This window comes from Cytobacillus mangrovibacter (assembly GCF_042865275.1).
Lineage (GTDB): Bacteria > Bacillota > Bacilli > Bacillales > Cytobacillaceae > Cytobacillus > Cytobacillus mangrovibacter.
Window position 1 is genome coordinate 1 of the sequence record NZ_JBIACJ010000005.1, and the last position, 22,402, is coordinate 22,402.

The 22,402-nt window shown below is 38.6% G+C and carries 20 protein-coding genes; 3 read left to right on the forward strand and 17 right to left on the reverse strand.

Translation table 11 applies throughout. The annotated features are described in order from the left end of the window. Positions 1 to 174 precede the first annotated feature (174 nt). Together ACFYKT_RS10345 and rpsU are read right to left on the reverse strand one after the other, a co-directional pair. Complete coding sequence (locus ACFYKT_RS10345) at positions 175 to 618, reverse strand: GatB/YqeY domain-containing protein (protein ID WP_389219201.1); 444 nt, start codon at positions 616 to 618, stop codon at positions 175 to 177. Positions 619 to 633: 15 nt separating this feature from the next. Next, complete coding sequence (gene rpsU, locus ACFYKT_RS10350) at positions 634 to 807, reverse strand: 30S ribosomal protein S21 (protein WP_217039787.1); 174 nt, start codon at positions 805 to 807, stop codon at positions 634 to 636. Positions 808 to 1,036: 229 nt separating this feature from the next. On the opposite strand from rpsU, the gene ACFYKT_RS10355 reads away from it, so the two are divergent. After that, a complete protein-coding gene (locus tag ACFYKT_RS10355; protein ID WP_389219203.1) occupies positions 1,037 to 1,957 on the forward strand; it encodes a Na/Pi symporter in 921 nt (306 codons plus the stop codon). A 286-nt stretch (positions 1,958 to 2,243) separates the two neighbouring features. Here the strand turns inward: ACFYKT_RS10355 and deoC are convergent, their stop codons facing one another. From deoC to gpr, 13 genes are all read right to left on the reverse strand, one after another. Next, positions 2,244 to 2,915 carry a deoxyribose-phosphate aldolase gene (gene deoC, locus ACFYKT_RS10360; RefSeq protein ID WP_389219205.1) on the reverse strand — a complete coding sequence of 224 codons (672 nt, stop codon included), beginning with the start codon at positions 2,913 to 2,915 and terminating at the stop codon, positions 2,244 to 2,246. A gap of 156 nt (positions 2,916 to 3,071) precedes the next feature. Beyond that, positions 3,072 to 4,424 (reverse strand): tRNA (N(6)-L-threonylcarbamoyladenosine(37)-C(2))-methylthiotransferase MtaB, encoded by a 1,353-nt coding sequence (gene mtaB / locus ACFYKT_RS10365; protein ID WP_389219207.1) that lies wholly within the window; start codon positions 4,422 to 4,424, stop codon positions 3,072 to 3,074. Positions 4,425 to 4,430: 6 nt separating this feature from the next. Beyond that, positions 4,431 to 5,180 carry a 16S rRNA (uracil(1498)-N(3))-methyltransferase gene (locus ACFYKT_RS10370; RefSeq protein WP_389219209.1) on the reverse strand — a complete coding sequence of 250 codons (750 nt, stop codon included), beginning with the start codon at positions 5,178 to 5,180 and terminating at the stop codon, positions 4,431 to 4,433. 66 nt (positions 5,181 to 5,246) lie between these two features. Further along, positions 5,247 to 6,185, reverse strand: coding sequence for a 50S ribosomal protein L11 methyltransferase (prmA, locus tag ACFYKT_RS10375; protein ID WP_389219210.1), 939 nt, complete (start codon positions 6,183 to 6,185; stop codon positions 5,247 to 5,249). A 21-nt stretch (positions 6,186 to 6,206) separates the two neighbouring features. Then, positions 6,207 to 7,328, reverse strand: a complete 1,122-nt coding sequence (gene dnaJ / locus ACFYKT_RS10380) for a molecular chaperone DnaJ (RefSeq protein WP_389219212.1) — start codon at positions 7,326 to 7,328, stop codon at positions 6,207 to 6,209. Positions 7,329 to 7,466: 138 nt separating this feature from the next. Then, a complete protein-coding gene (gene dnaK, locus ACFYKT_RS10385; RefSeq protein ID WP_389219214.1) occupies positions 7,467 to 9,299 on the reverse strand; it encodes a molecular chaperone DnaK in 1,833 nt (610 codons plus the stop codon). Between the two features lie 26 nt (positions 9,300 to 9,325). After that, a complete protein-coding gene (grpE, locus tag ACFYKT_RS10390; RefSeq protein WP_389219216.1) occupies positions 9,326 to 9,922 on the reverse strand; it encodes a nucleotide exchange factor GrpE in 597 nt (198 codons plus the stop codon). A 62-nt stretch (positions 9,923 to 9,984) separates the two neighbouring features. Continuing rightward, positions 9,985 to 11,016, reverse strand: coding sequence for a heat-inducible transcriptional repressor HrcA (gene hrcA, locus ACFYKT_RS10395; protein WP_389219218.1), 1,032 nt, complete (start codon positions 11,014 to 11,016; stop codon positions 9,985 to 9,987). Between the two features lie 153 nt (positions 11,017 to 11,169). Next, positions 11,170 to 12,303: a radical SAM family heme chaperone HemW gene (gene hemW / locus ACFYKT_RS10400; RefSeq protein WP_389219220.1), complete on the reverse strand. Its 1,134-nt coding sequence runs from the start codon at positions 12,301 to 12,303 to the stop codon at positions 11,170 to 11,172. 220 nt (positions 12,304 to 12,523) lie between these two features. Beyond that, positions 12,524 to 14,359, reverse strand: coding sequence for a translation elongation factor 4 (lepA, locus tag ACFYKT_RS10405; RefSeq protein ID WP_389219221.1), 1,836 nt, complete (start codon positions 14,357 to 14,359; stop codon positions 12,524 to 12,526). A gap of 204 nt (positions 14,360 to 14,563) precedes the next feature. Next, positions 14,564 to 14,908: a YqxA family protein gene (locus ACFYKT_RS10410; RefSeq protein WP_389219223.1), complete on the reverse strand. Its 345-nt coding sequence runs from the start codon at positions 14,906 to 14,908 to the stop codon at positions 14,564 to 14,566. A 268-nt stretch (positions 14,909 to 15,176) separates the two neighbouring features. Beyond that, entirely contained in the window at positions 15,177 to 16,379 is a 1,203-nt protein-coding gene (gene spoIIP, locus ACFYKT_RS10415; protein WP_389219225.1) for a stage II sporulation protein P, read from the reverse strand. 160 nt (positions 16,380 to 16,539) lie between these two features. After that, positions 16,540 to 17,664, reverse strand: coding sequence for a GPR endopeptidase (gpr, locus tag ACFYKT_RS10420; protein WP_389219746.1), 1,125 nt, complete (start codon positions 17,662 to 17,664; stop codon positions 16,540 to 16,542). A 271-nt stretch (positions 17,665 to 17,935) separates the two neighbouring features. Between gpr and rpsT the strand changes: the two genes are divergently transcribed. Next, a complete protein-coding gene (rpsT, locus tag ACFYKT_RS10425) occupies positions 17,936 to 18,202 on the forward strand; it encodes a 30S ribosomal protein S20 (protein ID WP_389219227.1) in 267 nt (88 codons plus the stop codon). Between the two features lie 166 nt (positions 18,203 to 18,368). Here rpsT and holA read toward each other — a convergent pair whose 3' ends face one another. After that, complete coding sequence (gene holA / locus ACFYKT_RS10430; RefSeq protein ID WP_389219229.1) at positions 18,369 to 19,391, reverse strand: DNA polymerase III subunit delta; 1,023 nt, start codon at positions 19,389 to 19,391, stop codon at positions 18,369 to 18,371. Between the two features lie 351 nt (positions 19,392 to 19,742). On the opposite strand from holA, the gene ACFYKT_RS10435 reads away from it, so the two are divergent. Further along, positions 19,743 to 19,877, forward strand: coding sequence for a YqzM family protein (locus tag ACFYKT_RS10435; protein ID WP_066396109.1), 135 nt, complete (start codon positions 19,743 to 19,745; stop codon positions 19,875 to 19,877). 191 nt (positions 19,878 to 20,068) lie between these two features. Here the strand turns inward: ACFYKT_RS10435 and ACFYKT_RS10440 are convergent, their stop codons facing one another. Then, positions 20,069 to 22,393, reverse strand: coding sequence for a DNA internalization-related competence protein ComEC/Rec2 (locus ACFYKT_RS10440; RefSeq protein WP_389219231.1), 2,325 nt, complete (start codon positions 22,391 to 22,393; stop codon positions 20,069 to 20,071). Positions 22,394 to 22,402 lie beyond the last annotated feature (9 nt).

Consider the following 22,402-nt stretch of genomic DNA (forward strand, 5'->3'; position numbering starts at 1 on the left):
TTGCCGCCCGCTTCCTTCAGATTCCGCGTCACCGCGGACACCCTTGCGCTAAGCTAACCGCTACTTCTGCCTTCACGGCTCGGGACTTTCACCCTAGAGATTACACCCATGCCGGGCGCACAATAAAAAGACCGAAAGGCAAGTGCTTTCGGTCTTTTGTACTTAGTTAGGTTTTTATGAAAGATGTTGTTGTACAAGTTTATTTACAAGTGCTCCATCTGCTTTTCCTTTAACTTTCGGCATAATGGCAGCCATTACTTTACCCATATCAGCTTTTGATTTTGCACCTGTTTCAGTAACCGTTTCTTGTACGATTTTTGAAACCTCATCTTCAGAGAGCTGTTTAGGCATATATAATTCGACGTACTGAAGCTCAGTACGAATTTTTTCAACAAGATCTTCACGACCTGCTTTTTCAAATTCATGGAGGGAATCCTTGCGTTGCTTAACTTCACGAGAAAGGACACTAAGCTCTTGCTCATCGGATAAATCAGTCCCAAACTTAATTGCATCATTTTGCAAAGAAGCTTTAATCATCCGAATAACAGTAAGCTTATCTTTTTCTTTATTCCTCATCGCTTGTTTCATATCCTCATTTAAACGCTCGAGAAGACTCATGACAAACACCCTCTCTTAGAACTTACGTTTTCTTGCAGCCTCAGACTTTTTCTTACGTTTAATACTAGGTTTTTCGTAGAATTCGCGCTTTCTAGCTTCTTGCAAAGTACCAGTTTTAGAAACTGTACGTTTGAAGCGACGAAGAGCATCTTCAAGCGATTCGTTTTTACGAACGACGGTTTTAGACATTCTCTTTCCCTCCCTCCGAGCACAACACACTAACACAACATGTTTTCCATGTACTTTGCAATTATAATATAACAGCATACCTAAGGTCAACTGTATTTCGCCTGTAATGGACGTGTTTTTACCATGAAAATATTGAGAATCCTATTTATTAGGAACAAGCATAATAAATTTCACTCTTATAGCATGTCCCTCATCCTCTAGCCATACATATAATGTAGGGGGTGGGAGCTTGGCCCAGCTAATTTTTTTTATTCTTTTAATCGGTCTTTTTATTTATGGAATGACACTTTTAAGATCTGGATTAATGAACCTATCTGCAAACTCACTAAAAAAATGGCTTGTTAAATTAACAAATGCTCCCTGGAAAGGTGTAATAATCGGTACTTTGATTACGGCTGTCTTGCAAAGCAGTTCCGCAGTAATGATTATTACCATTGGGTTAATTTCGGCTAGAATGCTTAGTTTTCCCCAATCAATTGGAATTATTTTAGGCACAAATATTGGAACTACTTTTACAACAGAATTAATTACCTTCAATATTGAATCCTATATCATTCCTTTAGCCGTAATTGGAGCTATCCTTGCGTTAACTAAAAAGAAGAATCTTCGGAGCACTGGATTTATCTTATTGGGAATCTCCTGTGTATTTGCAGCTATGAGAGGATTTGAGTATTTTGCAGGTACATTAAAAAATATTGAGATTGTTAATCGTTTGCTTCTTACTTTAGATGAAAATCTTCTGTATGGTGTAGCAGCCGGCATTCTAATTACAGCAATTATTCAATCAAGTACTGCAACAACAGGAATTATTATGGGCTTTCTAACAGCTGGGTCGATGGATTTAGATACGGGAATTGCTATTATGCTCGGTTCTAATATTGGGACATGTGTAGATGCCTATTTAGCTTCAATTGGATCTGGGAAGGAAGCAAAGCTTTCTGCCTATGCACATATCTGGCTAAACATCATTGGGGTGATTGTATTCTATCCATTTATTGGTATGCTCACTTCTATCGGGCTTCAGCTAGCAGCAGAAGTGGATGTCCAACTCGCACATATAAGTGTGATATTTAATGTAGTCACATCATTGCTTGTCCTTCCGTTTGCTACACCATTTGGGAAATTTATTATGAAGATTCATGATCGATAAAAATAGAGTTGTTATCGTATGCATTGTTGCTAATGGAGATGTAGTTGGTAGAAGTTGATTTCCGCTCCAGGTACTCGCTTTCCGCGGGGTGGGCGCTGAGCCTCCTCGGCGTGAACGCCTGCGGGGTCTCAGCTGTCCCACGCGTCCCGCAGGAGTCTCGCACCTTCCGCTCCAATCAACCAACCATTTTTGTCAATAATTTTCATCCTTAGACTTTTTTCAAAAAAACAATTTATTGGAAGAGAGCCTAAAAAAAAGAAATGCCGGAATTCGGCATTTCTTTTTTTTAGTAGTCAGAGTCGCTTGTTAAACCTTTGACAATAGCTGCTCCAGAGCTTGCTCCGATTCTTGTTGCTCCTGCATTGATCATCATTTCTGCATCTTCTGCGCTTCTGACTCCGCCTGAAGCTTTGACACCGATATCAGGACCCACAGTTTTTCTCATTAGTGCGATATCCTCTGCTGTTGCTCCTCCAGTACTGAAACCAGTAGATGTTTTCACAAAGTCAGCACCAGCTTTAACAGATAGTTCACATGCTGTAACTTTCTCTTCTTCTGTAAGCAGGCAAGTTTCAATAATAACTTTTGTAAGAGCCTTACCTTTTGCTGCATCAACTACAGCACGGATATCTCTTTCAACTAATTCTAAATCGCCACCCTTTAGGGCACCAATATTAATAACCATGTCAACTTCTGTTGCACCATTTTCGATTGCATTTTTTGTTTCAAATGCTTTTGTTTCAGGTGTTGATGCTCCTAAAGGAAATCCGATTACTGTGCAAACCTTTACTTCAGTGCCTTGCAAAATTTCTGCAGAAACCTTTACCCAAGCAGGGTTTACACAGACAGATGCGAAATTATATTCCTTTGCTTCTACACATATTTTTTCAATTTGCTCTTTCGTTGCATCTGCTTTTAATAATGTATGATCGATCATTCTCGCTACATTTGTTGTCATTTTTATTACTCCTTTTCAAATATAGAGTTGTCCGTACCTCTCACATCATACCATGTCAAAGCAAAAATATCGAGTTCGAACACAATGTTAGCTTTTCCAAATTCATTAGTTTCCAATAAAAAAGGAACTACCTATAAGGTAATTCCTTCTTAGCACTTATACACAAGCCTCGTCTTGCACTTCCAGCAGATCAAGAATCCGCACAAATTCCCCTTTATTATAAGGATATCCGGCTTTTGTTATTTTCACTTTAACGATTTGGCCAACCATTTCTTCTGTCGCTGGGAAAACAACTTTTAGATAGTTATCTGTATACCCAACATAAAGGCCGCTATTTGGCTCATCCTTATATTCTTCTTCAGGAATGACTTCAAGCACTTCTCCCTCAAACTGGGAAGCATATTCCTTCGCAAGTTGGTCAGATAGGGATATCAAACGGTGTACACGCTCATTTTTCACTTCTTCATCTACTTGCTCTTCCATTCTTGCAGCTGGTGTACCTGTACGTTTAGAATATGGGAATACATGTAATTCAGAGAACTTATGCTCTTTTATAAAATTGTATGTTTCCATAAATTCTTCTTCCGTTTCTCCCGGGAAACCAACAATGACATCTGAAGTTACAGCTAAACCAGGGAGTACTTCCTTTAAGCGCTCTAAACGCTCTCCGAAAAACTCCATCGTGTATTTTCGGCGCATCCTCTTTAAAACTGTATTGGAGCCTGATTGGATTGGGATATGAAGATGTCTAACTATCATATTAGATGCTTTAATTACTTCAATTACTTCATCCGTAATTTGGCTTGCCTCAATTGAAGAGATTCGAATTCGCTTCAGTCCCTTTACCTGTGCTTCCATATCGCGAAGCAGCATCGCAAGGTTGTAATCTTTCATATCCTCGCCATAGCCACCTGTATGAATCCCAGTTAAAACGATTTCTTTGTATCCAGCATCAACTAATTGCTGTGCTTGGCGAATGACTTCCTGTGGATCTCTTGAACGCATTAATCCGCGTGCCCATGGGATGATACAGAAAGTACAGAAATTATTACAGCCTTCTTGAATTTTCAAAGAAGCACGGGTACGGTCAGTAAACGCAGGTACATCAAGCTCTTCATATACACGGCTTTTCATGATATTACCTACACCATTAATCGGCTGACGCTCTTCTTTGTATTGCTTAATATAACCAAGCATTTTTACCCGATCCTGTGTCCCAACAACAATATCTACCCCAGGAATGGCCATGATTTCTGCAGGTGATGTTTGAGCATAGCAGCCTGTTACACAAATAACAGCATCAGGATTTTTTCTTACTGCTCTCCGAATCACCTGGCGACTTTTTTTGTCCCCTGTATTCGTCACTGTACATGTATTGATAATATAAACATCTGACATGGATTCAAAGTCAACCCGTTCATATCCCTCTTCTTTAAATAATTGCCAGATGGCTTCTGTTTCGTAATGGTTAACTTTACAACCAAGTGTATGAAATGCAACTGTAGGCATATTTTTTCACTCCATTAATTCAAAATGATAGGAAACAGCTGAAAGCGCATAAAGCGGGGCCGTTTCTGTCCTTAAAATTCTTGGGCCTAATCCGCAAGACTCAAACCCATTTTCTTTTAGCAATGCAACCTCTTGCTCTGTTAAACCACCTTCAGGTCCGAAGACAATCATCAATGATTGCCCTTTTTCTATCTTCGCCAAGGTTTTTGAAAGGACGGAAGCTTCACCTTGTTTGGCTTCTTCCTCAAATGCGATTAATTTATGGTTATATCCCTCACTTATTTTGAGCAAGGACTTGATTTGCAGTGGACTCATTACTTCAGGAAGACTCGTCCGATGGGATTGTTCAGCAGCCTCTTTTGCAATTTTCTGCCATCGATCTATTTTCTTTGCAGCCTTTTTCTCATCCCATTTTACTACTGAGCGCGCTGAAATAAAAGGGAGAAACTTATATGCGCCAAGTTCTGTTCCCTTTTGGATAATCCATTCAAGCTTATCCCCTTTAGGCAATCCGCTCACAATTGTTATATCGATTGGCAGCTCGGATGATTTCTCAATCCATTGTACAACTTCTGCCACCACTTGTTCATCGGTAATTTCTGCAATTGTACAAATCGCTGCTTTTTTCAATGGATCAACACATATGATTTGATCGTTTTCCTTCATGCGCATCACCCGAACAATATGGTGAACATCCTCACCAATAATGCAGAAACGGTTATTAACAGCAGGCTGACTAACAAAATATCGCTGCATTTTTCGCACCTTCTTTCTAACGCATAAAAAGGAGGACAATAAAAGTCCCCCTACTTTAATGAAAAACTACTTTCGTTTTCCAATAATTGCAACCCAGTCTTCCATCTGAAGAGTCTCAACAATTTCAAACCCAACATCAATGATTGCTTCTTTCACTTCTTGCTTTTTCGGCTGAATAATTCCCGAAGCAATGAAGTAGCCGCCCTGTTTAACGACAGATGCTACATCGTTAGTAAATCGAAGGATCACTTCGGCCAATATATTTGCAACGACAATATCAGCACCAGGCTCCACGCCATCAAGCAAATTATTCTGTGAGACATCAACGATCTGATGTACTTTATTTAGTTCGATATTAAGTCTCGCAGAATTTACTGCCACTTCATCAAGATCTAAAGCGATAACTTTCTCTGCTCCAAGCATGGCAGCAGAAATACTTAAAACCCCAGACCCTGTGCCGACATCAATTACTCTATCCCCAGTATTTACTGTACGTTCTAAAGCTTGGATGCACATAACTGTAGTGGGGTGAGTCCCTGTTCCAAACGCCATACCCGGATCAAGTTCAATGATGAGTTCATCACTTGATACTGGCGTATATTCTTCCCAAGTTGGAACAATTGTAAAACGTTCAGAAATCTTAACAGGATGGTAATATTTCTTCCAAGCTGTTGCCCATTCTTCTTCATTTACTTCACTAATGCTAACATCATTTTTCCCAATATCAATATTATATAAAACTAGATTATTGATCGCTTCTTTCATTTCTTCAACAGTCTCTGCAAGGAAGCTATTTTCAGGCAAATAAGCCTTAATGATTACCCCTTCCTCAGGATAGTCATTCGGATTGAGCTGGTAGATTTCGCCGAACTGATCTCTTCTTTCCCTTATAAGCTCAAATGGATCCTCGATAACAACTCCACTTGCTCCGGCCTCATGTAAAATATTCGAAATCGGCTCCACTGCCTCATTTGTTGTATGAATACTGATTTCTGACCATTTCACTTTCTACCAACTCCATTCCCTTTATTCACCTTTAAATGCTCGTTTCACCTTAGCAAAAAAGCTTTCTTCATGCTCTCCTTGTGGTACCTGACCGCTTACCTCTGCAAATTCATGAAGCAATTGTTTTTGTTTTTCCGTTAGCTTTGTTGGCGTAATCAATCGGACAATCACATGCTGATCGCCTTTTCCATAGCCTCTTACATTTGGAATTCCTTTATCCTTTAATCGGAACTTTGTACCTGTTTGTGTGCCTGCAGGTACTTTTAATTTCACCTTGCCATAAAGAGTAGGTACTTCTACTTCATCCCCTAAAGCAGCTTGCACAAATGTGATTGGCATCTCACAATAGACGTCATCCCCGTCTCGCTCGAAGAACTCATGTGAACGAACGTGGAATACGACATATAAATCACCAGAAGGTCCGCCATTTACACCTGGTTCGCCTTGACCAGTCACACGAAGCTGTTGACCATCGTCAATGCCAGCCGGAATTTTCACTTGAATTTTTTTGCGTTTCTTCACTTTACCTGCGCCACCGCATGTAGAGCATTTATGTTTAATTTGTTTACCTGTTCCACTGCAATGATGGCATACACGACGATTAACAATTTTGCCAAAAGGTGTATTCTGCTCCACATTCAGCTGACCTGATCCATGACACTGTCCACATGTTTCAGGCTTTGTACCTGACTTAGCACCTGATCCGTGACATGTTTCACATGTTTCTTCACGAGGGATTTCAATCTCAGTTTCCTTGCCAAAAACGGCATCCTCAAAAGAAAGGGTCATTGTATATTGTAAATCAGCGCCTTGTCTTGGTGCATTCGGATCTCTGCGTCTTGAACCGCCGCCGCCAAAGAACGAACTGAAAATATCTTCGAATCCACCGAAGCCTTCAAAACCACCACCGCCAAAGCCTTGATTCGGATCGGTATGGCCAAATTGATCGTAATGAGCCTTTTTCTGGTCATCACTTAATACTTCATAAGCTTCTTTCACTTCTTTAAATTTCTCATCTGCATCCGGCTCTTTATTAATATCCGGATGATATGTTTTGGATAGCTTTCGATAAGCCTTTTTTATTTCATCCTTGGATGCGCTCTTGCTAACACCAAGGACTTCATAGTAATCCCTTTTACTCATACTGATTACCACTCCCCGAATCATTTCACATAAAGATTATTTTATCATTGTCTCTCTTGCTTGTGCAACAAAAGAAAAATATAAAAGTCAAAGCCAAGATATTCCTGACTTTGACTTTTATAGAACAAAGGTCTTAACTTATTTATCGTCATTAACCTCTTCGAATTCTGCGTCAACTACATTGTCATCACTGCTTTTTCCAGGTTGGCCCTCTGCTCCCCCGGCAGCTTGAGCTTGCTTAGCAGCATCTTCATAAAGCTTCATTGTTAAAGCTTGAACGATTTCTTGTAAAGCGTCTTTCTTTGCTTTAATTTCTTCTAAATCGTTCTTCTCGATTGCTGCTTTTAAAGCATCCTTCGCTTCGTTTGCTTTTGCAACCTCAGCTTCATCTACTTTGCCTTCAAGATCCTTCAATGTTTTTTCTGTTGTGAAGACAAGCTGATCTGCTTCATTGCGAAGCTCTACTTCTTCTTTACGCTTCTTATCTGCTTCAGCATTTTCTTCAGCTTCTCTTACCATTTTATCGATCTCTTCGTCTGATAATCCAGTTGAAGATTTGATTGTGATAGCTTGCTCTTTATTTGTTCCAAGATCTTTTGCACGTACGTTTACGATTCCGTTTTTATCGATATCAAAAGATACTTCAATTTGCGGAATTCCTCTTGGTGCAGGAGGAATATCTCCTAATTGGAAGCGGCCTAATGTCTTATTATCTGCAGACATTGGACGTTCACCTTGAAGAACATGAATATCTACAGCTGATTGGTTATCAGCAGCAGTTGAGAACACTTGTGATTTTGATGTTGGAATCGTTGTATTACGATCGATTAGCTTCGTGAATACGCCACCCATTGTTTCGATACCAAGTGATAATGGTGTAACATCTAGAAGAACAACATCTTTAACATCTCCAGTGATTACTCCACCTTGAATAGCTGCACCCATTGCAACTACTTCATCAGGATTAACTCCTTTATGAGGCTCTTTCCCTGTCGCTTTCTTAATTGCTTCTTGTACAGCTGGGATACGAGTAGATCCTCCAACAAGAATAACTCTGTCAATTTCAGAAGCAGATAGGCCAGCATCGTTTAACGCTTGTCGAGTTGGTCCCATTGTGCGTTCTACTAAACTAGAAGAGAGCTCATCAAATTTCGCTCTTGATAAAGTCACTTCAAGATGAAGTGGTCCTGCTTCTCCTGCTGTAATGAACGGTAAAGAAATTTGAGTAGAAGTAACACCAGAAAGGTCCTTCTTAGCTTTCTCAGCTGCATCTTTCAATCGCTGTACAGCCATTTTATCTTTAGAAAGATCAATGCCGTTTTCCTTCTTAAATTGTTCTACTAAATAATCAATAATTACTTGGTCAAAGTCATCTCCACCAAGGCGATTATCACCAGCAGTTGATTTTACTTCAAACACGCCATCCCCTAATTCAAGAATGGATACGTCAAATGTACCACCACCAAGGTCGTATACAAGGATTGTTTGGTCCTCATCTGTTTTATCCATACCATATGCTAATGCAGCAGCAGTTGGCTCATTGATAATACGTTCTACTTCAAGACCTGCAATTTTCCCTGCGTCTTTTGTTGCTTGACGCTCAGCATCGTTGAAATAAGCTGGAACTGTAATAACGGCTTTAGTTACTTTGTCACCAAGATATTCTTCCGCATATGATTTTAAATATTGAAGAATGATAGCAGAGATTTCTTGAGGTGAATACTCTTTTCCTTCTGCTTCAACTTTGAAATCAGTACCCATATGACGCTTTACTGACATAATCGTATTTGGATTTGTAATTGATTGACGCTTGGCTACTTCTCCTACTTGACGCTCACCATTTTTGAATGACACAACAGAAGGTGTTGTACGATTACCCTCCGGATTTGGAATTACTTTTGCTTCTCCGCCTTCTAAGACAGAGACACATGAGTTTGTTGTACCTAAATCAATTCCAATGATTTTGCTCATATTATTTACCTCCTAAGAATATGTAATTATTGATTAACTTTTACCATTGATGGACGAATCACTCTGTCCTTCAGGATATATCCCTTTTGGAACTCTTCTACAACATGATTTGAATCAAAGCCTTCTACTTCCACTTGCATTATTGCCTGGTGGATATGGGGATCGAATTCTTTCCCAACAGCTTCAATTTGCTCGGCACCTTCATTTTTCAACGCTTCTAGCAGGCCGCGATAAACCATTTCCATTCCTTGCAGAATCGATTTAGCCTGTTCAGTGTCAGCCTCCATTTGAAGGGCTCTTTCGAAGTTATCCATTGCTGGTAATAGATTTGAAATTAAACTTTGTGCTCTATATTTTTCAGACGCTTCAAGATCTAATCTTGCACGACGTCTGCTATTTTCAAAATCCGCCTGAAGACGATAATAGCGATTTTCAGCTTCTGCTAGTTTTGCTTCCAATTCTTCCGCTTTCTCCTGAGTGGATTTCAATTGATCCTCAATTGAAATTTCTTCATTGACTTCGGTTGAAGAATCTTCTGTTTCAGTATCTGTAGGAACTGTATTTTCGTCCGTTTCGATCGTTTCATTCACTTCTTCATTTAACGTGTTTTTTTCCTCTGTCAACTTATTCACCTCCCTTAAAATGCAATTCGAATGGCAAGCAATCCTTCATCAGAATTACTCGGTTACTTGCTATCGTACAGCTTTGTCAAAACAGCCGTTAGATCACGACTGATATAGTCCAGCAAACTAATTACTCTAGAATACTCCATTCTAGTCGGTCCTAAAATGGAAATCGAGCCAAGCTGTTCTGTACCAATTGAATATGTCGCTGTGATCAAGCTACAATTCTCCATAGCCGAATTATTATTTTCTCGGCCAATTTTTATATTGATCCCCGACTGACTTTTACGAATAAGTTCGTATATACTGTCCTCTTGTTCAATCATCATCATTAGATTTCTAATCTTGTCGAGATCATTAAATTCTGGCTGGCTTAACATATTTGCTTTACCGCCAAAGAATAACTTTTCATGAGCTGGGATAAGAAGCGTATCCGCTACTGACTGAAGAATGAAATCATAATTACTTATATGCTGCCTTAAAAGAATCGCAACTTCTTTATAAATTTTATCATTTAGGCTATCAATGGATACACCGGATAAACGATCATTTAAAATATTCGCTAGCTTCTCAAGTTCACTTAAATCCATTGTTTCTGGTAATTGGAACATCCGATTTTGAACATAACCTGAATCAGTTACAATGATCGCCACAGCCGTTTGCTTATTTAAAGGGATAATTTGAATTTTTTTTAACTTATTTTCCCTGACTGCCGGGCCCAATGCAATTGCAGTATAATTCGTTAATTCAGAAAGAATTCTTGCTGAATTTTGAACGATCTTCTCTAACTCATAAATTCTCTCTGCAAATATCGATTTTACTTTATAAACATCTTGCTGATTTAATTTTTGCGGTGAAAGCAAATGATCCACATAGTATCGATAGCCTTTGTCAGATGGAATCCTTCCAGAAGATGTATGTGTCTTTTCAATAAAGCCGAGCTCTTCTAAGTCAGACATTTCATTTCGAATCGTTGCTGAGCTAAAAGAAATCTCTTCTTTTTTCGACAAACTTCTAGAGCCTACTGGCTGTGCAGAATGAATAAAATCATCAATAATAACCTGAAGTATCAATAATTGCCTATCAGTCAACACGGTTATCACCTCTGTTAGCACTCTTGAATAGCGAGTGCTAATTCTAATAATAAATTATCAAATGACAGGGGCAGTGTCAATTCATTTGACTAGATTTTTACATATAAATTAAAATTTCCGGTATAGATTTATTGTCAGAAAAGGCTGCATCAACTATCTAAGAAATGATTGAAAAACCTCATTTCCAAGAAAACGCCCCTTTTTGGTTAATTGGATCTGATGCTCAGTTACATTTAGTAGCTCTCGGGAAATCAGCTCGTTTATTTCCTTTTTATATAAGGCAGTAGGGTTCTGTCCAAACTTTTCTTCAAATCTCACAATCGAAACACCTGCTGTTTTTCTTAGTCCAAGAAACATTTCTTCTTCCATTTGTTCTTCAATAGTCACCTTATGCTTTTCCAAAATCGGCATTTTACCATTATTAATTGATTCCATATATTTCTTTAACGGACCATGGTTGGAGATTCGGAAGCCGTCTACATATCCATGGGCTCCAGCCCCAAACCCGTAATAGGACTCATTATTCCAATACGTTAAATTATGCCTGCTTTCAAAGCCTGGTTTCGAAAAATTACTGATTTCATACTGCTTATATCCATGCTTGTCCATTTCTTCCATTAATATTCGATACATTTCTGCCTCGACATCTTCACCTGGTGATGGAAGCTTTCCTTTTCTCATTAAATTATAAAAGACAGTCTTTGGTTCGATAATTAAGGAATAACCAGAATAATGCATGATATCTAAGCTAAAGGAGGTCGTAAGTGTTTCTTTAAAATCAGCGAGTGTCTGCCCAGGCAAGCTATAGATCAAATCGATGCTAATATTTTTAAAACCTGTCTTCTTCGCGGATTCAATGGATTGAAATACATCTTTTGCCCGATGTACTCGTCCGATTCTTTTTAACAGCTCTTCATTAAAAGTCTGAACACCAAAACTAATTCGATTAACTCCAGCATTATAAAGGATTTGGAGCTTTTCTTCTGAAAGATCACCCGGATTTGCCTCAAATGTGAACTCGGTTTCTTGATTGTAAGGAAGGTGTTCCTTAATTATGTGGCAAAGCTTTTCTAACTGCTGTTCATTTAATGCAGTCGGCGTGCCTCCGCCAATAAAAATCGTATCTAAATGTACAGTTGGTGATGTAGAAAGCGTAAGTTCCATTTCTTTTGCAAGGGAATCGAGATACTCATCGACTGGCTGTCCTTTTAGAAATACTTTATTAAAATCACAATAGTGGCAAATATGCTCACAAAAGGGAATATGTATATATGCTGCTTGAATCATTTTTTCACTACCTTTATTTAATAAATCTTGTTAAACCAAGGGACACACCCTAATGTAGATTGTAAATGTCGGACTGCTTCAACTCAATGCGCTGGTTATTACTCCGTACATAAAAGCTTATTCCTTGAATCAGTCCGACCATTTATTTTCCATATGAAAAGAGGTTGTATCTGCTTTATGACAAAAGCATATCCAACCTCCCTGTACAAAGCAATGATATTTACTTTTTCGTACCGTTGTCGTCCATTTTCAAGACTGCCATGAATGCCTCTTGGGGAACCTCAACAGATCCAACTTGCTTCATCCGCTTTTTCCCTTCTTTTTGCTTTTCTAAAAGCTTTCTTTTCCGGGAAATGTCACCGCCATAACATTTAGCAAGTACGTTTTTGCCCATCGATTTGATGGTTGAACGTGCAACAATTTTTTGGCCGATTGCTGCTTGAATCGGAACCTCAAATTGCTGACGAGGTATAAGCCCTTTTAATTTTTCAACAATAATTTTTCCACGCTCATAGGCGAAGTCCTTATGCACAATAAAGCTTAACGCGTCTACTTTTTCAGCATTTAATAGAATATCCATCTTTACAAGCTTGGATGGCTTATAGCCAATTAACTCATAATCAAAAGATGCATACCCTTTTGTATTTGATTTCAGCTGATCAAAGAAATCATAGACAATTTCAGATAATGGAATTTCATAGATAATATTTACACGGGATTCATCCATATATTGCATATCGATAAAGATTCCTCGTTTTGCCTGACAAAGTTCCATAATTGCACCAACATAGTCATTTGGAGCCATCATTGTTGCTTTTACATATGGCTCTTCTACCCGGTCAATTTTTTGCGGTTCAGGCATGTTCGAAGGATTATCGACCTTCACTCTAGATCCATCAGTCATAATAACATCATAAATAACACTTGGAGCTGTAGTAATTAAATCGATTTTGAATTCACGTTCGATCCGCTCTTGAATAATTTCCATATGAAGCAATCCAAGGAATCCACAGCGAAAGCCAAAGCCTAAAGCTTGAGAAGTTTCTGGCTCGAACTGCAAGGCTGAGTCATTTAATTCTAACTTTTCGAGTGCATCACGCAAATCATTGAACTTAGCGCTGTCAATTGGATAAAGTCCACAATATACCATTGGGTTTAATTTACGGTAACCAGGCAAGGCTTCTGCTGCACCATTCTTTGCACTTGTAATCGTATCCCCTACACGTGTATCACCGACATTTTTGATGGCTGCTGTTAAGAAGCCTACATCTCCAACAGTCAGTTCATCCTGTACTAGCGCTTTTGGTGAAAACACACCTACTTCAACGACTTCAAATTCCTTCCCTGTTGCCATCATTTTTATTTTGTCTCCGGCCTTAACTGTTCCTTCAACAACTCGAATATAGGCAACTACTCCTCGATAGGCATCAAAGAGGGAATCGAATATGAGCGCCTTTAATGGTGCATCAGGGTCACCTGTTGGAGCAGGCACCTTTTCAACCACTTGTTCTAATATTTCTTCAATCCCTATTCCAGCCTTTGCAGAAGTAAGAACAGCTTCAGAAGCATCAAGTCCGATTACTTCTTCAATTTCATTTCTTACTCGCTCTGGGTCTGCACTCGGAAGATCAATTTTATTAATGATTGGCAGAATTTCCAAATCATTATCAAGAGCCAAATAAACATTGGCAAGCGTCTGCGCTTCGATCCCTTGTGCTGCGTCAACTACTAAGATTGCTCCTTCGCAGGCAGCCAAGCTGCGCGAAACCTCATATGTAAAGTCGACATGTCCCGGTGTATCAATCAAATGGAAAATATATGTTTCGCCATCTTTTGCTTTATATTTCAATTGAACGGAATTAAGTTTAATTGTAATTCCACGTTCACGCTCTAAATCCATGGAATCAAGAAGCTGTGCCTTCATTTCACGTGAGGTCAATGCATTCGTTTTTTCAAGAATGCGGTCAGCTAATGTTGATTTTCCATGATCAATATGAGCAATGATGGAAAAATTCCGTATTTTTGATTGTCTCTTTAATCTTTCTTCTCTATTCATTGTTTCACTCCTACTAGAAAAGCATCAGGCACCATCATTTTAGTGCCTAGAGCTAAACTTCCATCTAACTTTATAAGCTATTCTTTCTATTTCATCGAACACGCACTATTTTTTGATTATAGCAGTACGTTTATGAAGATTCAATGCTCGTTATTGAGAATAGAAAGAGCAATCAAAAAAAAACGGCTGCATTCATACAGCCGCTTATTCCCCATTTATTAAATTGGTTAGATGATCAATGCCTTTTTCCGTTGCACCTGATATGCCTTCTGAAAGGGATTTACCAAGAGAGGAGAAGAAATTATATGCTTTCATTTCTTCAAGCTTTTCCTTTTTTTGCTGAAGATCATGGCTTGATATATTATTGCCAAGAATGGATGCTTGAAGCTCTCCACCTTCATTTTCATTTACGGTAAAGGCATCTTTGAAATTCGCATCATCATAGCCTTTCATATTGTTAATGCCTTCATTTGCGAGCTGCATACCGAATAGCACCGCAATAAACATAAATGAGAGAAGGAAAAAGGCTTTCACCATAAACCATTTCATAATATATCACCTATCAATTTTATTTTTGGTAGTTTTCACAAACATTGTTGTAATGAAACATTAGGTAGAAGTTGATTTCCGCTCCAGGATGCTCCCTTTCCGCGGGGTGGGCGCTGAGCCTCCTCGTCGCTTACGCTCCTGTGGGGTCTCAGCTATCCCACACTTCCCGCAGGAGTCTCGCACCTTCCGCTCCAATCAACAACTTTTTTTGTCAACATTATTCACTTACACAACCTATGCAAAAACAACAATCTTTTAGAGAAGAGCCTTATTTTTTATCCGCTTGATCTTGTACAGGCTGATTCACCTTTTCTGCCTGCCAGTAAAAGTCACTAAAGACGTCAGCGAGAGCTCCAGCTGATAGATAAAGCTCTTCAAAAGTATTATCAACACCGCCAAATTCGATAAGCATTGCATTTTCGGATAAATCCTGATTATATTTGGCATTCCCCTCGGACTTCACAATTACAGCCCTGCTTAACCCCGGATATTTTTCATTAATCAGCTTATGCAATTTCTCTGCAAGCTGCAGGTTTTTTTCAAAATTCGCATGCTTCTTTCCTACGACAAATGCTAATTTGGCATAATTCTTCCCATTGATTGAAAGAGTTGTATCTTCTTTTCTTTTTGAGTCTCGATGAATATCAATAATATATTGTAAATCTTTGTTTCCAGCCATCGCTGCCTGAACAACAGGCCTAGATTCACGATATGATGCACCATACCCAAGTTCCTTCTGATTTAAAATTGCATTGATATCTGTCTTATCAATGGATGTGCCCACACCGCGGCTTTCAAGCTCTTCTTTCAACTTATCTCCAATTTTTGTCACATTTAATTGAGAGTGATACGCTCGATCTGGATCAGTTTCTCCTTTTAAATACGGCAAATAGGATTCACGGTTATGAGTAAAATAAAGATGAACGACTTTTCTTTCTCCAGTAGTTAACCCAGTATTAGGAACTTGGTTTCCTTCACTCGGTGGCTGATCGATATTTTCCGTATTCTGCAAGGTTGCTTCTTGCTCTGCCCTCAACACCTCTAGAGGAGGGGTAGACTCCATTGGCATATTTGTATAGTCAGTTCCTTCACTCGCTACAACAATCTCACTATCGTATAAAGAAAAAGATGGCAGCTCTCTTCCTAATAAACTTCGAGGATCGTCTAAATTAATATTTGTTGAAAGTTTAAAAATAAAGTTCATTAATGTTGGCTTGTCTTTTTCTTCCCCTAACCCTTTCAATAAATGGTGATTTTCCCACCCAAGCAAGTGATACAGCATTTCTCCTGTCACTTTATTCGTCGCTGTGTTTACAGATGCAGAACTAATTCTAAATTCAGGCTTTAAGGATGTTAACACGCCACTAATTGCAAAGATTAAGAACAGAAATAAAATAAAGCCTCCACAGATTTTCAGTAAGCTCGTCCCTTGTACAAAAACAATCAATCCATTTGGTTTTAAAGGTTTCATCGTTCCACCTCTCTTTAAGCAAGTCTAGTAATTCATATGACTTTGCTAGAGAAGATAGAACCTTAAACAATTAACTTGGTTATCATTTCCTATACCAGTATGAGGATATTGACTGGTGCATTAACACCTTACTGCCACTTAGGACAAGGGACCTGTCCCGTTATCTCGTATAGAAACCTGCATTTTCCTGTTTTACGTTGTTGTGTAAGGCTGCATTTAGTCCATTGGCAATGAGATTGGCCATGTCTTCGATAAATACGTCGACTTCTTTTGGTGTGACCATGAGATTATGGCCAATTGGTGATAAGACTTCATAAATTAGCTTCCGTTTCTCTTCTTCTGGTAATGTGCCGATCATGCCTAAGAATGTTTTGCGATGCTGCTCTTCAGGCAGATCTTCTTCCGTTAATTTCTTTCTTTTGCCAAAGGTCATTCCAGCTGGAGCCAGTGCTCTTGATGGTCTGTCCCCTTCTTTAAGCTCTTTCCCGAAATGCTTTAAGATAAAATCAATCGTATCACTTGTTATCGAAACAGCATCTACCACTGTTGGAACACCTATCGCAACAACAGGTATACCTAAAGTTTCTTTGCTGATTTCCTTTCGTTTGTTTCCAACCCCGGAACCAGGATGGATTCCCGTATCAGAAATTTGGATGGTTGAATTAACCCGCTCAATTGACCGTGAAGCTAACGCATCAATCGCAATAACAAAATCTGGTTTTGTTTTTTCAACAATACCAAAGATAATATCACTTGTTTCGATTCCAGTTAAACCCATTACTCCTGGTGCAATAGCACTAACTGGACGATAGCCTTCCTCAACACTTTCTGGCTGCAATTGATAAAGATGCCTTGTAACGAGCAAATTCTCACATACTTGAGGACCTAATGCATCTGGTGTCACATTCCAGTTCCCAAGACCGACCACTAAGCAAGACGAATCTTCTTTTATTCCAAGCTGTATTAAAAATTGAGAAAGCTCTTCAGCAAATACTTTTGCTACCTTTTTCTGCATTTCTGTATCTTGCTGGCGAATTCCCACAGCCTCCAAAGTTAAATATCTTCCTTCTTTCTTTCCTAGCGCGGCAGCCCCTTCCTTTGTTACCTCCACAAAGGAAACTTTAATCTCGTCCTCTTCTTTTTCTTTTATAATCACGCCTTCTATTTGTGAAAGGTTAGCTTGCTCTTGAACTTGCTTTTGCCGATCAGCTATTGCCATTTCACGCGCCTCAATTGCCAGATCAGTTCTGATTGCATATTTGCTTAAATCTAGTTCTTCCAAGATGATCCCCCTCGCATTCTTCACTAATTACTATTGAATAATTACAAGACCTCCTCCTATCTTTTCCGTTTAATTGGTAAAACATTCATATGAAGGCAAGTGATTATTACATACTGTTTATCCTATTCATGAAAGTCACTCTATCTATTTAGAAGGAGAGTATTGCAAAAGCCTCGAGTATTTGATAAAATATCACTTGTTCTTAATAATTGTTAATGAATGTGAATGTCGAGTTAATATAATCTCGATGCTTTTTTTGTAGGAGGTGAATGGAATGCCAAACATTAAATCTGCTATTAAGCGTGTAAAAACGAATGAAGCTAAAAATGCTCAAAACGTTACTGTTAAATCTGCTATGCGTACAGCTGTTAAGAAAGTTGATGCTGCAATCGTTAGTAACGATGCTGCTGCTGCAAAAACAACTTTCGCTGATGCTGCTAGTAAATTAGATAAAGCTGCTGCAAAGGGTCTTATCCACAAAAATGCTGCTGCTCGTAAAAAATCTCGTTTAATGAAAAAAATGAACTCTTTAAACGCTTAAGTTTAAAGATAACGGCTATCTTTTGTGGATAGCCTTTTTTTGTATCCAAAATATATGGTCGACCCGGTACTGAACAAGCAGTACTATCGGGTGCAGTGACCTGAGGCTGACCGATATTTATTTGCTCGAAAAAGGCTGACCGGATAAACTCGGTCAGCCTTTTTACTTATACATGATCGTTTAAACGAAATAAAAACATCTCAATCAGCAAACCTTTGCTCATCCCACCTGTTTTCATCTGATAATCTGCATCTGCCAGTAACTTCATAATATTTGCTAGTTCTTCATCCTTAAATAGCTTTGCCTGTCCAGCTGCCAGCTTTATACGAAAAGGATGAATCTTTAGATGACTGGCAATTTGTTGTTGACCATAGCCTCTTCTTGCAAGCTCCTTCACCTGATAAATCAGTCTAAATTGGCCAGTAATAATCGAAAGGATTTTTATTGGTTCCTCGTTTTGCTTTAACAGATCATAATAAATTCTTAAAGCATCCTCAATTGAACGATGAACAATTTTATCTATAAGTGCAAAAATATTCTGTTCTAGTGAACGAGAAACAAGCTTTTCTACTGACTCTTCATCAATTTTTTTCTCCGCTCCTGAGTATAAAGCAAGCTTGTCTACCTCGCTTGTTAGCGTAAATAAATTCGTTCCAGCTAAGCTGAGCAGTAAATCCATTGCAGGCGCATCAATTTCTACTCCATTATAGGCAGAACGTTCCTTTATCCATGCCTTCAGCTCTCCCTCATTAAGCTGTTTTGCTTCTAAAATTGCTGCTTTTCTTTTTAACTCCTTAGTTATCTTTTTTCGTTCATCAAGCTTTTCGTATGGAGCGCTGAATACAACAATGGAATAGGGTGAGGGCTCTTTCAGATAGGCTTCAAGCTTTGCCAGATTATGTTCCACTTTTTCTTTCGTTTTCGCAGCTGTTAAAAATACGGGATTTTGCAAAAAAATTAATCTTCTTTCACCCATAAAAGGAAATGTTTCTGCATCTTCGAGTGCCGCATCAATTGTTGTTTCCTCTAAATCATAAGAAGACAGGTTAAAATCGATGCCATCCTCGTTTAATACATGATTTATTAATAGCTGCTTTGTCTCATTAATAAGAAATGCCTCAGGACCATATAATAAATATAAAGAGCTAAATTGCTTTGCTTTAATTTGTTTCCAAATATCAAAAATCACTTTCCTTCGCTCCGATCACAAAAGTTTACCTATCCTTAATCCTAAAGAAGCTTGGACAGTTTGACAAGGTAAACAAAAAGGAAATTTATTTGATTCATGACTACTTATTTTTTGCAGCATAAAAGGAATTGACACATTATATAAAGTGCCAATTCCTCCATCTATATAGAACGTCAAAACATAAGGCCTAGGATACTCATGTTTTGACGGGTGCACCATTGTAATACTATTCTTTCCACTTGTTTTTTACTTATTTGTGACAACTCTTGTCAATAAGAGAAAAGCGGCGAGGAACGCTAGATTTTTTCAATCTAATGCCTTATACTATATAGGAAATAGGAGGGGTAGACTGTGAACGAATTTGAAAAAGACGTCCAATATAAGCAGAATGATGCCATTGACTCTGGAATTGGATTCATCGTATCTTTCGGTTTCTTCGCAACTGTATTCATCATTGGGACAGTCATTAAAATCATAGGTTCTTAATGACTACATAGAAAAGCGGAAGGTGCTTAGGTTTAGGCGACAAGCATAAGACGAGCCGGCAGAAAGGTTGTTCTTTAACCTTTTTGACGGATTGGCTCATGACCTCGAGCCGATGGCACCTGAAGCTAGACAATATGGTGCTACTTAGAGGCTGCTTTGTGCAGCTTCTTTTTCATTTTAATTACTATATATTATGGATGCTGCGCCGAAAAGGTTCCATGATCACCTGAAAAAATATAGGTAATTGCCCCATGAATATCCGTTCGTAATATCCTAATCCTTCTTTCCTTTAAGTTTTCTAATACCTCTTGATGCGGATGTCCATAGCGATTGTTTTTGCCAGCTGAAATAACAGCAAGCTTCGGCTGCACCTGATCAAGAAAAAGGGGTGTTGTGGACGTTTTGCTGCCATGGTGCCCAGCTTTTAGTACATCAATTTTTAAATTATTATAGTGCTCTACTAATTGCTCTTCCCCCTTTTCCTCCAAATCACCTGTAAAAAGCCATTTCAATCCTCCAATTGCAGCAAAGAGAACGATTGATTGATCATTTCTCTCTAATTGCACTCCCTCCTGTGGTGATAAGACATGAAATATAATATTTTGTGATTCCCAGCTATCCCCAGCAGATACAAATTGCCAAGGGATCCCTTTCTTTTTGGCTGTCACTAATACCTTCTTTTCCAGCTCCGAGAGCTCTTGGCTTTTCGGCAAAATAATCTCTTTCACCTTTATCTCATTGATCACCTCTGCAGCCCCGCCTATATGATCTGCATCTCCATGTGTCAAAACAAGCTTATCAATCCTCGTCACTCCCTTGCTTTTCAAAAATGGGACAATAACATCTTTTCCAACCTCAAAAGGTTCCTTCCTTTCTCTCCATTCCTCCGTATTAAATCGAATATTCCCACCTGTATCGATTAAATAATTCCCCTTTCCATAAGGCAGTTTAATAAAGATGCTGTCCCCTTGCCCTACATCAATAATGGTCAATTCTCCGTACGGAGAGAACATATGGCTGATTGCGTGGATAAGCATAATACTAAACGGAACGCATAAGATTTGAACAAACCTCTTGATTCCTTTTATATGCTCCCATAATGAAAAAAACAGTGGTGTACTTAATAAATACATAAACATGATAAGCATGGGGGGCCGCCCAAGGGTAAGCATCGAAAATGGAAGAAGTGAAAGCTTTAATGCTCCATAATCCATCCACATAATGATTAGATTCAATGGATGAATCAATAAATTAATTATTGTCCCAAATAATAAATGTAAAAGGAACAGGAAGAAAAGTGCAGGTAGTACAATTAGTGAAAATATCGGAATAAAGATAGCATTTGCTAATATTGAGATGAGAGATACTTCATAAAAATAATAAAACATAATAGGTGTAGCCGCTAATTGACATATAAACGAAGTTGCTGACAGGAGGGAAATAGGATTAGAAAATCTCGGTAAGAGAATGGGTGCGGAAAGAATGAGGGAAAAGCTTACACCAAAGGATAGCTGAAACCCTACATCATAAATCACATATGGTGTGAAAAAAGTATAGATAATAAAGACAATACTAATAATATCGATTGTATTTAATGAAAATAAACCCCATTTCCTCAGTGCTAAAAAGAGAATCATCATAAATACAGCACGAATCACTGAAGGAGCTGCACCCGTCAGTAAGGCATAACAAGGCAAGAACAGCAATAAGGCTGTGGTCATCCTTTCTCTTCTGATCCCAGCACGAATGCCAAGAAAGTAAATCATCCCTGCAAGCATGCCAACATGGAGCCCTGAAATGGCAAGCAGATGGACAATGCCAAGTTTTTCGTATGACCGCAATACATCAGGATCAATGAAATCACGTTCACCAAAAAGTAAAGCTGCTGCTAACGGAGCTGTTTCTATCGGGAAATTTTCTTGTACATAGGTTATTCCTTTTACTCTTAAAATACGAAAGAAAGTGAACAGAGAATTGGTCTGAGGACTGCATTGCGAGAGGTCCAGCTGCTCCACTTTAAGCAGCCAATACATTTGATTTCTATTTAAATAATCCTTATAGTTAAAAGCATTCTCATTTGTGGATGGATTGGGTTCAATAAGACTGCCTGTTACCTTACAAGCCATGCCTGTTTTTAAATGTCTTGAAAGCCATTCTTTTTCTTGTACTGTTTTTATTTTATAGGATAGGACAAGTTTTTCTTTGCGGTTGAGCTCTTTTCCTTTTGCTGAAAATAACTCTCCATCTATTTTTACATCCTCTTGTATTTGGACATAGAAATTAGTTTCTTCCGCTAGAAACTTCGTCTTATTTGCTTTTTCAGCTATTTCACTTCGAGCGAGAAATAGGATGAAGATCAAGCATAAAATGAATAGTTGTTTGGAGGGGAAGGCTTTCATTTTATACAGAAAAGTGAATAGCAATATGAATAAAGCTGAAAAGAAAAAGAGATGAACAAAAATAGCTAGTATACCAAGAAGTGCTGCAACAGTGAAATAAATCCATCTTCCTTGCACCTTCAATTA